General features: G+C 51.0%; 10 protein-coding genes. 7 read left to right on the top strand and 3 right to left on the bottom strand.

Annotated elements, in window-relative coordinates:
- The first annotated feature begins 258 nt into the window (after positions 1 to 258).
- Together gyrB and gyrA are read left to right on the top strand one after the other, a co-directional pair.
- Positions 259 to 2,232 carry a DNA topoisomerase (ATP-hydrolyzing) subunit B gene (gyrB, locus tag MUG09_RS16510; protein ID WP_280529411.1) on the top strand — a complete coding sequence of 658 codons (1,974 nt, stop codon included), beginning with the start codon at positions 259 to 261 and terminating at the stop codon, positions 2,230 to 2,232.
- Between the two features lie 14 nt (positions 2,233 to 2,246).
- Positions 2,247 to 4,814 carry a DNA topoisomerase (ATP-hydrolyzing) subunit A gene (gene gyrA / locus MUG09_RS16505; RefSeq protein ID WP_280529371.1) on the top strand — a complete coding sequence of 856 codons (2,568 nt, stop codon included), beginning with the start codon at positions 2,247 to 2,249 and terminating at the stop codon, positions 4,812 to 4,814.
- Between the two features lie 587 nt (positions 4,815 to 5,401).
- Here gyrA and MUG09_RS16500 read toward each other — a convergent pair.
- The gene (locus MUG09_RS16500; RefSeq protein ID WP_244772526.1) at positions 5,402 to 5,629 is read right to left on the bottom strand and encodes a NifU family protein; all 228 of its coding nucleotides are present in this window, start codon (positions 5,627 to 5,629) and stop codon (positions 5,402 to 5,404) included.
- 108 nt (positions 5,630 to 5,737) lie between these two features.
- On the opposite strand from MUG09_RS16500, the gene MUG09_RS16495 reads away from it, so the two are divergent.
- Genes MUG09_RS16495 through radA form a run of 4 tightly spaced genes read left to right on the top strand, consistent with a single transcriptional unit; the run spans position 5,738 to position 9,787 of the window.
- Positions 5,738 to 6,508 (top strand): ParA family protein, encoded by a 771-nt coding sequence (locus MUG09_RS16495; protein ID WP_244772525.1) that lies wholly within the window; start codon positions 5,738 to 5,740, stop codon positions 6,506 to 6,508.
- On the top strand, positions 6,489 to 7,442 hold the full coding sequence (locus tag MUG09_RS16490; RefSeq protein WP_244772524.1) for a ParB/RepB/Spo0J family partition protein: 954 nt from the start codon (positions 6,489 to 6,491) through the stop codon (positions 7,440 to 7,442). Before MUG09_RS16495 ends, MUG09_RS16490 begins: the two co-directional genes overlap by 20 nt.
- A 16-nt stretch (positions 7,443 to 7,458) precedes the next feature.
- Positions 7,459 to 8,409: a peptidylprolyl isomerase gene (locus MUG09_RS16485; RefSeq protein WP_244772523.1), complete on the top strand. Its 951-nt coding sequence runs from the start codon at positions 7,459 to 7,461 to the stop codon at positions 8,407 to 8,409.
- Positions 8,410 to 8,434: 25 nt separating this feature from the next.
- A complete protein-coding gene (gene radA / locus MUG09_RS16480; RefSeq protein WP_244772522.1) occupies positions 8,435 to 9,787 on the top strand; it encodes a DNA repair protein RadA in 1,353 nt (450 codons plus the stop codon).
- Positions 9,788 to 9,932: 145 nt separating this feature from the next.
- Here the strand turns inward: radA and MUG09_RS16475 are convergent, their stop codons facing one another.
- Positions 9,933 to 11,126 carry a TraB/GumN family protein gene (locus MUG09_RS16475; RefSeq protein ID WP_244772521.1) on the bottom strand — a complete coding sequence of 398 codons (1,194 nt, stop codon included), beginning with the start codon at positions 11,124 to 11,126 and terminating at the stop codon, positions 9,933 to 9,935.
- Positions 11,127 to 11,206: 80 nt separating this feature from the next.
- Here MUG09_RS16475 and MUG09_RS16470 point away from each other — a divergent pair, with 80 nt between their 5' ends.
- On the top strand, positions 11,207 to 12,151 hold the full coding sequence (locus tag MUG09_RS16470) for a LysO family transporter (RefSeq protein WP_244772520.1): 945 nt from the start codon (positions 11,207 to 11,209) through the stop codon (positions 12,149 to 12,151).
- Here MUG09_RS16470 and MUG09_RS16465 read toward each other — a convergent pair.
- On the bottom strand, positions 12,148 to 12,576 hold the full coding sequence (locus tag MUG09_RS16465) for a hypothetical protein (protein ID WP_244772519.1): 429 nt from the start codon (positions 12,574 to 12,576) through the stop codon (positions 12,148 to 12,150). The genes MUG09_RS16470 and MUG09_RS16465 overlap by 4 nt on opposite strands.
- Between the last annotated feature and the right edge of the window lie 9 nt (positions 12,577 to 12,585).

The following is a 12,585-nucleotide window of genomic DNA, read 5'->3' as shown; positions in this document are numbered from 1 at the left end:
GCGGCCATTTTACCCTGTAGATACAAGTGGTGCAAGTATTGTACATATCTCTCTGTGTGTAAAATGTAAATCTATATAATATAAAAATTAATAAATTGGATGGTTTTCCTGTCCAAGCTTGCAACTCCTTTCGATTCTTGCTATAATCGATAAGAATCAACACTAGTATTTTTTTATTATTACATAAGGATATAACGAATGAGTGAAGGGAGCTTTGCCAACGGAACGTTCGAGCCGTCCTTGCACCGTGATGGTGTGATGATGGAGAGCGCTTCTCATAGCTATTCTGCCGGGAGCATCCAGGTTCTCAAGGGTCTTGAGGCCGTTCGGAAACGACCCGGCATGTACATAGGTTCGACAGGCATCGATGGATTGCATCACCTTGTTTACGAAGTGGTCGACAACAGTATCGATGAAGCAATGGCGGGGTACTGTTCTGACATTCAGGTGTTTCTTGATCTGGATGCCGACGGCAGGGATGTTTGCACCGTCGAGGATAATGGACGCGGCATTCCCGTCGATCCCCATCCGACAGAGAAGAAGAGTTCGCTTGAGATTGCCCTCACCCAGCTCCATGCAGGCGGTAAGTTCGACAAGAACTCCTATAAAGTATCAGGCGGTCTGCATGGTGTAGGTGTATCCTGCGTCAATGCCCTCTCCATCTGGATGGAAGTGACGGTCTATCGTAACGGCGGAGTCTATCGGCAACAATACAGTTGCGGCATCCCGCAGACCGAGGTTGTTCGCATCGGAGATACCGACCGGTCCGGAACCGTGGTCAGCTTCTCTCCGGACTACAGCATCATGGAGCAGAATGCATTCAACTACGATACATTGGTCAGCCGCTTCCGTGAGCTCTCCTTCTTGAACAAGGGAATCAGCATCACCGTCACCGACCGTAGGGGAGATGAGAAGCGCAGCCAGTCCTTCCAGTCCGAGGGCGGCATCAGTCAATTTGTAAGTTATCTGAACGAATTCAAGCGTGTGTTGGTCGATCCTCCTGTCTCCATCGAGGGAGAGAAGGACACCATAAAGGTCGAGATCGCCCTGCAATACAACGACAAGTACGATGAGAAAGTGCTCAGCTATGTAAACAACATCAATACCCGCGAAGGCGGCACCCATCTTACCGGCTTCAGGACCGGCTTGAGCAGGGTCATCAACGCCCAATTGCAGAAGAATGCCAAGCTGTTGAAGAAGTATGACGAAAAGCTCGAGCAGAGTGATATCTCAGAAGGTTTGACAGCCGTTGTCTCGGTCAAGGTGCCCGAACCCCAGTTCGAAGGCCAGACTAAGATGAAGTTGGGCAACTCTGCGGTTACCGGCGTGGTATTCTCTCTTGTATATGAGAAGCTGGGCAACTACTTCGACGAGTTCCCCTCCCAGGCTGAGGTGATTTTGGAAAAAATCATCAATGCGGCACTTGGTCGCATCGCTGCACGCAAGGCTCGCGAGCAAATCCGCAAGAAGAGCGAAGGAGGCGGTCTGCCGGGCAAGCTCGCCGACTGTTCAGAGAAGGACCCTGCCAAGTGTGAGGTGTTCATCGTCGAGGGTGACTCCGCAGGTGGATCGGCAAAGCAGGGACGCGACCGCAAGTTCCAGGCCATTCTGCCGTTGTGGGGAAAGATGCTCAATGTCGAGAAGGCCCAGGAGTACAAGGTCCTTGGCAACGATAAGCTGCAGCCTGTCATTTCCACCATCGGTGCAGGGTTGACCCGGTACAACAACATGGGAAAGGACGATGATTTCGACAGCGATGTAACCTTCGATGTAAGCAAGGTCCGCTACCACAAGGTCATCATCATGGCCGACGCCGACGTCGACGGCTCTCACATCAGGACGCTGCTCCTTACATTCTTCTTCAGGTACATGAGGCCTTTGATTGAAGCAGGGTATGTCTACTTTGCGATGCCTCCTTTGTACAAGATCACCATTGGTAAGAAAGTGCAGTATGCCTATGATGAAGAGGCACGCGTCAAGATTCTTCAGGAAAATAATATCAGCGACCCCTCAAAGGTTGCCATCCAGCGCTATAAAGGTCTTGGTGAGATGAATCCCGAACAGCTTTGGGAGACAACGATGAACCCTGAGACCCGCATGATCAGCCAGATCACCTTGCATGACGCCGAAGAGGCGGACCGGGTGTTTTCCATGCTGATGGGCGAAGAGGTTGAGCCCCGAAGGGCCTTCATTGACGCGAATGCCGTCTATGTATCGAATCTGGATGTCTAGGAAAGGATAGAATCGTGGAAGAAATAAACGAAAGCAGGACGATTAGCGTGGACGTGTCCAAGGAGATGCGTACCTCGTATCTCAACTATGCCATGTCTGTCATTGTCAGCCGGGCTCTGCCCGATGTCCGTGACGGTCTGAAGCCGGTCCACCGACGAATCCTCTTTGACATGTTTGAAATGGGACTCAGGGCCAACTCCTCGTTCAAGAAGTGCGCCCGTATCGTCGGTGACGTGCTTGGTAAGTATCACCCCCATGGTGATGCCTCGGTGTATGATGCCCTGGTCCGTTTGGCCCAGGACTTTTCGCTGCGCTACCCTGTCGTAAACCCGCAAGGAAACTTTGGGTCCATCGACGGTGATCCGGCGGCAGCCATGCGATACACCGAAGCGAAGATGAGCCGAATCGGTGAGGAGATGTTGCAGGACATCCAGAAGGAGACGGTCAATTTCGGCCCGAACTACGACGATTCGATGCAGGAGCCTACGGTACTCCCCGCCTCCTTCCCGTTCCTGCTTGCAAACGGGTCCAGCGGTATCGCCGTAGGTATGGCGACCAACATGGCCCCCCATAACCTGCAGGAAATCTGTGATGCCATCAGCGCTGTAATCGACAATCCCGACATCACCATCGATGAGCTGATGGAACATATCAAAGGCCCTGATTTTCCCTCCGGGGGAATCATCTGCGGTATGCAGGGCATCAAGGATGCCTTCACCACCGGTCGGGGCAAGATCGTCGTTCGTTCGGTGTATGAGATTGAGACAAGTGAACGCGACCATGACCAGATCGTCTTTACCGAGATTCCCTACCAGGTGAACAAGGCTGACTTGGTCAAGAAAATCGACGATCTTCGCAAGGATGGGGCCATCCCCATGATTGCAGTCGTTCGTGATGAGTCCGACCGCAAGGGAATCCGCATTGTCGTCGAGCTGAAGGTCGGCGCAGAACCCATGGTGGTTTTGAACCAGCTCTTCGCCCGCACTGCTCTGCAGTCGAACTTCAATGTCAACAACCTTGCCTTGGTGCAGGGACGTCCGCAGATGCTTACCCTCAAGGATATGCTGGTCTACTACATCCGTCATCGGGAGGAAGTGGTAACCAGAAGAACGCAGTATGATCTGCGAAAAGCCCAAGAGAGGGCCCATATCCTCAGGGGCTTGAAGATCGGTTTGGACAATATCGACGAGGTCATCCAGATCATCAAGGATTCGGCTGACAATACCATTGCAGCCGAGCGTCTTGTCGCCCGTTTCGGTCTTGACCAGATCCAGGCCCAGGCCATCATCGATATGAAGCTCGGACGGCTCAGCCATCTGGAAACTTCCAAGATTCTGGAAGAGTTGTCTGAGCTTGAGCAAAAGATAGCCTATTATCAGGATTTGCTCGCTGATGAGGTCAAAATCCTCAAGTTGGTGCAGAGTGAAGTAAGGGCACTGCCTGCGAATTTGGTTCCCAAGGATAGAAGACTTACCAAAATCGTTCGAGAGGAGCTCGGACAGGCCACCCTTGAGGATTTCATCAAGGACGAGGAGGTCGTTGTCCTGATCAGCAACAAGGGTTTTGCCAAGCGTATTCCCACCGAGGAGTATGAGGCTCACGGCAGGGCCGGCAAGGGAACCAGGACCACCAAGCTCCAGGATGGTGATTTTGTCGATCACATGTTCGTCGCTTCAACCCATGAGTATGTGATGTTTGTCACCAATGCCGGCAAGGCATACTATACCAAGGTGTTTGAGATTCCTGAGGCCAGCAAGACTGCCAAGGGAACGAGCATCAAGAATATCCTGCAGCTCGAGACAACAGAAAAAATTACTTCGATAATCAGCTTCAAGGAGTTCAGTGAGGACCATTATCTGATGATGGCCACCCGAGAGGGTGTGGTGAAGAAGGTTTCCTTGAGCAACTTCGTCAATGCCAAGGTCAGGGGAATCAGGGCCCTCTTCCTTGATGAGGGTGATGAGCTGCTCAGCTGTGACCTGATTCAGGAGGGAGATGAGGTTATGCTCATAACCAAGCTTGGACGTGGCTTGCGCTTCCGACAGGAGGATGTCAGGGCCATGGGTCGTGCCTCCCGAGGTGTACGCGGTATCAGGTTGCTCGGTGATGACCAGGTGGCGGGCCTCTTGAAGGTCGACAACTCCAAGCGCATTCTCATGATTACTGAGAATGGACAAGGAAAGCAGGTTACCTTCGATAGTTTCACTGTCCATGGAAGAGGAACACAGGGTCAGAAGATCTATCGTCTCGGCGGAAAGGCCAGCTTCATCGTTGGTGTTCTGAGTGTGGATGATGATAACGATGTAGTGTGTGTGACGCTCATGGGTCAGACACTCAGGGTGCATGTGAACGCCATCTCCATCCAAGGCCGAAATGCAGCAGGTGTCAAGGTTGTAACCATGAAGTTCAAGGGAGACTCCATCGTAGCCATCGCATCCACCGAGCGGGATGAGGATGAGGAAGTTGAGATTCCTGAGCAGCCTGCCCCTGAGTCTGAAGAGATTATCGAGGATGAAGGTGAGGATGAGGACATCCCTGTAGAGGATGATGAGCTTGTAACTGAGCCTTCAGACAACGATTAAAACATTTGTTAAGTAGTTTATAGGGTCGTTCCAGAATACTGGAGCGACCCTTTTTTAGGTCCAAAAAACCATCAATTTACTCACGCAAATCTGTATCGTTATATAGAAACAAGCACCTAAAAACCTTCAAATAAAGCCTTCAAATGCAGTTTTTGAGCATTTTGTAAAACACAGAAAGATGAAAGGCGAAAAAACGTGCAAGTGATTTTTTCTTTGTAGAAAAAAGGCAGGTTCTCCTCTCTGTGCAGAGGTATTGGGGACTCGGTTTCACGTGAAACGACAGGGATGTGGTTTATATCGAAGGAGGGTGATAGTTGATGAGTGGGTCAGCAAAGGAGAATCTATCATGATCAGGTGGCAATGTTTCACGTGAAACTATGTGAAGGTGGATTGTATCGTAGGAGAGGGACCATGGTGGTTGATGGATACGCTTGTATGCCGGATTCCGCCAGATCGGATGGCAGTGTTTCACGTGAAACATAGAGGCGTCGGCTCGTATGAGGTAGAGCGAAGATTGTATTTGAGCATAAAAAAACGTTTCACGGAAAGTTTCACGTGAAACGTTGTGATTCGAAGTGTTGGTTCTATTAGAAATCGGGGGTGTTGACCACCGTGAGCTTCGGATCGACGAAATTACGGAGGTAGCGCTCAACGCCACTCTTAAGAGTCATCTGGGACATAGGGCAGCCGGCACATGCACCTTTCAGGCGCACCGTGACATCGGTGCCTACCAGGCTGACAAACTCGATATCTCCTCCGTCATTCTGCAACGAGGGTCTGATATCCTCGAGTGCTCTTTTGACTTTATCTTCCATATACTTATCCTCCATAGGGTATCTTGAAGATACAATAGAGCCAAAGAAGGGTCAAGGACTCAGCCTTAAGAGGTGACAATAGTCGAATATTTCCGTATAGTAGCCAGTATGAGTGCGCAAACAATACTGTTTTTGAATCAAAAAGGAGGAGTCGGCAAGACTACCTCGGCTGTGAATCTCGGATCAGCCTTAGCCCAGCGCGGCAAAAAAGTCTTGTTGATCGACCTCGATTCACAGGGGAATCTGACCAGTGCCACTTCGATCGACAACCGAAAAAAAGGTATCTATGAAGTAATTGCAGGTCAGTGCAGCGTCGAGGAAGCCATCCAGCAAACACCTATCCAGAATCTCTTTGCCATTGCGAGTAATATCAATATGGCTGGATTGAACATTGAATTGGTGGAAGAAGAGCGGCGAGAGTTCTTTCTCAAGAATGCTTTACTGGGACTGGATGAACGATGGGATTACATCATTGCCGATTGCCCTCCCTCATTAGGGCTGGTCACAGTAAATGCAATGGTATGGGCCAAGCAAGTCATCATCCCGATGCAATGTGAGTACTTCGCCATGGAAGGCTTGAACCTGCTGATGCGAACAGTCGGTAACATGAAGAAATCCTTGAACCCCGATCTTCAGGTTCTCGGTATTCTTTTCACCATGTATAGTAAACGAACCAAGCTTGCCAATGAGGTGGTGGAGGATATCTCGTCCTTCTTCCCTCATTTGGTGTTCAACACCATGATCCCAAGGAACATCCGCATTGCCGAGGCTCCGTCTCATGGACTGCCTATCAATGTGTATGACAGTGCCAGCAGTGGAACCAAGGCGTATAAAGCCCTGGCAGAGGAGGTAATCGCACGTGTCGCAAGAAACCACTAAGAAGCATGGATTAGGAAAAGGAATCGGTTCCTTGATGCAGGATTACTCCTTCGATTCGGTTCTCGATACCGCCCTGGGTCTTTCAGCTTCAAAGTCTGATCAAGAAGGCCATCAGAGAGTTCTCGAAGTCGCCTTGGAGAATATCAGGGCCAATCCCAATCAACCGAGAAAGGATTTCAATCAGGAATCCTTGGAAGAGCTTGCTCAATCAATCAAGCGGGAAGGGGTATTGCAGCCTATTCTCGTTGAAGAGATTGCTCCTGGTCAATACAGCATTGTTGCTGGTGAACGACGGTATCGTGCTTCAAAGCTTGCCGGACTTAGCAAGGTTCCTGTATTGGTAAAAGACTTTACACAGATGCAACGCCTCGAGGTATCGCTCATTGAGAACATCCAGAGGGAGAATCTGAATCCCATTGAGGAAGCCAAAGCGTATGCATATCTGATACAGGAAGCGGGCATAACGCAGGAGGAACTTGCGCAGCGGATGGGAAAGAATCGATCGACCATCAGCAACAGCATCAGGCTGTTGCAGCTCAGTTCCACCATGCAGCAGGATCTTCTGCATGGAAAGTTTTCTGCAGGTCAGGCTCGGGCAATTCTCTCGGTAGTAAATCCTGCAGATAGGGAAATACTGTACCGTACGGTGCTTGAGAAAGACCTTTCTGTAAGAGCGACGGAACAATTGGCTGCTCAGTTCAACATGGGCAAACGTGCTGCATACCAGGCAAAGAAGCGGCGGGCAAAGAAAAATCTGGCAAAATCACCGGATGTCATTGCAGTAGAGGATAAGTTTTTACATGCAGTGGGGTCGCAGGTGGAGATAAAAGGTTCACTGGAAAAGGGAAAACTGGAAATTCCATATACAAGCAGTGAAGAGTTGGAACGATTGTATCAGCTGTTGGCACCCAGCCAAGAGTTGTTTGAAGTATAGAAACCAAGGAGATAGAATGGAAGCCAAGAATCTGAATGACGGAGTGTATGCTGTCCTGCATACCAATAAAGGTGATATCACCCTGCTGCTTGAGCACAAGAAGACACCAATGACGGTTGCCAATTTTGTGGGCCTCGCAGAGGGTGCGCTCAATGTGAATGGGAAGAACAAGCCTTTTTACAATAATATCAAGTTTCACCGGGTAATCGAGAACTTTATGATCCAGGGTGGATGTCCCAAAGGAAATGGCACCGGGGGACCCGGTTATACCTTCCCCGATGAGTTTGATGACTCGCTCAAGCATACTGGTCCTGGCATTATGTCCATGGCAAACGCCGGGCCCGGAACAAATGGAAGTCAATTTTTCATCACACACGTTGCAACTCCCTGGCTCGACGGCAAGCATTCTGTGTTCGGTCATGTTGTGGAAGGCTTGGATGTGGTGAATGCCATTGAGCAGGGCGACAGCATCAAGAGCGTTGAGATCATTCGCAAGGGAGCGGATGCGGAGGCGTTTGTGGTAAGCAGGGAAACCTTCACCCAGTATGTACTCGCAGCCGAGGAGAACAACCAGAAGCGTGAGGCAAAAGAAAAGGCAAAGCTTGAGGATGAGTTTAAGAACCGCTGGCCTGATGCAATTCTCACTCCTTCGGGCCTTCGTTATGTAGTGAAGAAAGCTGGAGATGGAAAGAAGAGTCCTGTACATGGGCAGAAAGTAACGGTGCATTACACCGGATCCTTGCTTGATGGACGTGTGTTTGACAGCTCGGTGAGAAGAGGAAGCCCTGCACAGTTCGCAATCGGTGAGGTTATCGAAGGTTGGAATGAGGCTTTGGCGACCATGAGTGCAGGCGAGCAGCGGACCCTGATCATCCCCCCGGAGTTGGGGTATGGCACAATGGGGTATCCCGGTGTGATTCCTCCAAACTCTTACCTGGTGTTCGATGTTGAGTTGATTAAGTTTTAAATATCTATAAAATAAGGAGATATATGTGAAAGAGAAGGCAATTCAATACGTTTGCAGCCAGTGCGGGAGAACCGAAACCAAGTGGCTCGGCCGCTGTCCGGACTGCGGTAGTTGGAATACCTTCGAAGAGGAAGCCGTACAGAGCTCTAAACCCGGTAAACGGGCGGTTATCAGTACGGCGACCAAACCGATCTCGCTTGGCGAGGTTGTGGTCGATCCTCACTTTCGCTATGAGACCGGTATCTCCGAGCTCGATCGTGTCCTGGGTGGAGGCGTCATGCGCGGCTCCTCCATCCTGCTCGGTGGGGAACCCGGCATCGGCAAATCGACGTTGATGATCCAGGTGCTTGAGAAGTGCTCGGTCGGCAGGAAAGTTCTCTATGTCTCAGGAGAGGAATCACCGAGCCAGGTAAAGCTGCGTGCCCAGCGACTTGGCTTGGCTCTTCCCTCAATTGATATTTTCTGCGACACGCGGGTGGAAGTCCTTGAGAAAGTGCTCTCCTCTGCAACATATGATGTGGTGGTGATCGACTCGCTGCAGACGCTGTCCAGTGAGGAGATTCCTTCTCCGGCGGGGTCGGTGAACCAGATCCGGTATTGCTCGACCCTTTTGGTGGGATTGTGCAAGCAACTGGGGACCTCGCTCTTTCTCATCGGTCATGTCACCAAGGAAGGCACCCTTGCAGGCCCGAAGGTCATCGAGCACCTTGTTGATACAGTGCTCTACTTTGAACAAGTCTCCAGCGGTGTCCGCTTGGTGCGGGCTATGAAAAACCGCTTCGGTTCGGTGGATGAAATAGGCATCTTCAGCATGCATGACAAGGGCTTGAGCCCCGTGGCCAATCCCTCATCGTTTTTCATCACCGATCGCTCGGGGTCTGCCTTGCCGCCCGGTATTTCCTATACCCCGGTCATCGAGGGTTCGAGAACCTTTCTGGTTGAAATCCAGGCGTTGACCACCTCGGCCAAGAATGGATTCAGCAGGATTTATTCTGACCGTATCGACACCGCCCGGGTGACACGGGTGGCCGCCATCCTGGAACGGCATGCCGCCGTACGCCTCAGTGATCAGGACATCTATGTCAATGTTGCCGGAGGCATGAAACTCAGCGAAGTTTCCATCGAGCTTCCCTTGGCGCTCGCCTTGTGGTCGGCGGTCAGCAACAAGAGTCTTCCCAAGGCCTTGGTCAGCTTTGGTGAGTTGAGTCTTGCCGGAGAAGTTCGCAGTGTAGGCTTTCCCGACAAGCGGGAGAAGGCTGCCAAAGAGCTTGGATTCAAACGTTCCCTGCTCCCCAGAGCCAGTACCCATTCTCCCTTGATCCAGCATGCCTGCAGCACCATGCGAGAAGCGTTGGAAATTTGCGGCTCTTTGCAGTAAGGTAGATTGTAAGTAAAGCTAATTATCTAAATATAAAAATGTAAGAACTTGCATAAGAATAAAATAACATGCATTCATCATACTACGTGGACAAGGCTGCATTCAGGAATGCAGCCTTGTTACATCCATTAGTTAGGAATGCAAATTAACCAAGCATGCTCAACAGGATGGGAAATACCACCACATTGCCGATGGAGGCTGCGAGGCTGGTATAGAGGAATACGAGCAGGGTATGGAGCACCCGATTACGATACCAGCCTTTGAAGGTGGTGGCATCATCTCCAAGCTGCTCAAAGTCCTTAACCTTGGGTTTTCGCAGGGTGGCTTCCATCAAGCCGCTGACCATGCCTACCCCGATGGCCGGATGCAGGCTTGTTAGGGGTGCTGACAAAATGCTTACCACCATGTTTATCGGGTGGGCAAGGGCAAGAATCGCACCCAAGGCAGTGAAGGACATATTGACGGCCAGCCAGTAGCCGAACATTTTGATGCCTTCGGAGCTTCCTAGGTTGATGAAACCGTACAGCAGGATGCCGACTATGAGAATGGGGAAGGCCCAGGAGATGATCTTTCCAGCATTGCCGGCCTTGGGGACTTCGCTGATATCTGCTAAATCGGTACTGATTTTTCCCTGCTCGAGCTCTTCCAAGGTCTTGATGATGCCCTTCTGGTGTCCCGCTCCGATGACGGCAAGTTTCTTCTGCCCTGGGGCGAGGTAGATGCTGGTGGCAAGGTAACGATCGCGCTCATCGATCAAGACTGCCTTGACGGAAGGCAGCTCCTTCGCCATCTCGTCCATCATATTCTGCATGACATCGGCTTTCTTCAAATCCTCGAGCTCCTGCTCGCTGATTTTCTCATTGCTGAATACCGCACTGATGATGGTGGCGATGAGCTTGGCCTTATTCCACAAATTGGACTTGCGCCAGGCCCGTTTGAACGTCACCTGGATTTCCCGGTCGCACAGAGAATAAGGGATTCCCTTTTCCTTGGCCAGCTTTGCGGCACTGAGGATTTCCTGCCCTGGGGCACTGCCTGACTGATCCCCCATGCGCTTCTGGAAGGAGGCAAGAGCCATGTTTGCAAGCAGCAAAAATCCCTTGTTCTCCTTGATGACTTTCTTGACATCCATATTGGACCAGGCGTTCTCCTGGTCCTTGTTTTTCATCCGTCCGTCATCAAGTTCCAGGCAGATATGGTCGGGCTGTTCGGTTTCAATGGCGAGCTCCACCTCATCCACACTCTCCTTGGAGACATGGGCGGTTCCGATGAGAAGGATCTGTCTGCCATCGGAGAGGGTGAGTCGGTGAAAGGTATCACTCAGTTTTTCATCAATCATGCAGACAACTATACTCAAGGAAGAGCCGATAAACAAGGGAATTTGACACGCGGGTTTGATTGGGGTACAGTTTCGCACACATGGACACACTTTGGTATTTGGCAAAATTGGCTCTGGCCTTGATTATGGGCATGCTTTGTGCGCGTGCCGTGGGGCTCAATCGCTTTCAAAAAAGTGCTGCAGTATTGCAGACAACCCTGGTTTGGCTGCTGTTGTTTTTCATGGGAGTGAATACCGGCGGCATCGAAGGGATCACCACCCAGTTCGGAACCATCGGGCTGTCGGCCTTGGTGCTTACCCTCTTGGGTGTTGCCGGAACAGTGGTGTTCTCCTTGGCTGTTTCCTCAATCGTTACACCGCCGGTAGGGGATGAAGGAATCGCCATCGCCAAACGCAAGGAACGGAGCTTGCTCAGGCGCCTGTATGATATTGTCAAGGAACCCCTGGTTCTTGTCGGCATTGTCGTTCTCGGCCTAACGCTCAGGTTGTCCACACCCTTGTTTGATTGGTTTCAAAGCTCGCTGGTGACGTATCTGCTGTATACCCTTCTTTTCTTTGTAGGTATGGGCATGGTTCACAAACAGATCAGTTTCAAAGGCGTGCTTGCTGACAAGAGCCTTTTTCTGCTTCCCTTCTATACCATCGCAGGAACGTATCTCGGAGCCCTGCTTGCACCATTGCTCACCGACTATACCATAAGGGAAGCGTGGGGCATGCTCAGTGGGTTCGGTTGGTACTCTCTCTCAGGAATTCTCATCAGCGACTTGGGCTTTCCCATTCTCGGCTCAATTTCGTTCTTGGCGAACCTGCTGCGTGAGAGTTTCTCGTTCTTTCTCATCCCCTTCTTCGGGCGGTTGGGAAAACGGTACTATTATCCAGCCGTCTGTACAGCGGGGGCAACCAGCATGGATGTCACACTCGTATTGCTCTCTTCGCACTTCGGGACAAGGACCATGCTCGGATCAATCTACCATGGGGTGATCATGAGCCTTGCAGCCCCGATTCTGATCCCACTCTTCTTCTAGCGCACCACCCACAACTGGGCGACGATGGCGATAGCGTTTTCCTTGAGCAGGCGGACATAAATGCAGTTCGGTCCGTCAAAGAGCATGGGGATATGTTCCAATAACTCTTGCAGATGGTTTGTCGGAGCAAGCTGGAAGAACTCGTAGCGACCCGCTTCAATGCGGTATGGACCTTCGGCCAATGGCTGGACAAGGCCTTGTTCAACGGCAAGCCGGGTGTCCTCTCCGGGGGGATCCTGAAAACCGGAGAACAGCAGGTTGCAGGTTGATGAGAGGGCGAGGCATCCTTCACTTCCCACCGGTCGCCCATCCAGCAAGGAGAGCGTTTCTTGATAGGCTTTTTCTGCATCAGTAGTTGAAAACGGAGCCTTCTGATAGGCTACCGGTTGTTGAAGATGCAAAATCATGGACTTGGCTTGTTGCATGGGAGATAC

The sequence above is a fragment of the Sphaerochaeta associata genome, assembly GCF_022869165.1.
GTDB classification, from domain to species: domain Bacteria; phylum Spirochaetota; class Spirochaetia; order Sphaerochaetales; family Sphaerochaetaceae; genus Sphaerochaeta; species Sphaerochaeta associata.
The sequence above is the reverse complement of the archived record's forward strand: the minus strand, read 5'-3'. Positions and strand labels throughout refer to the sequence as shown.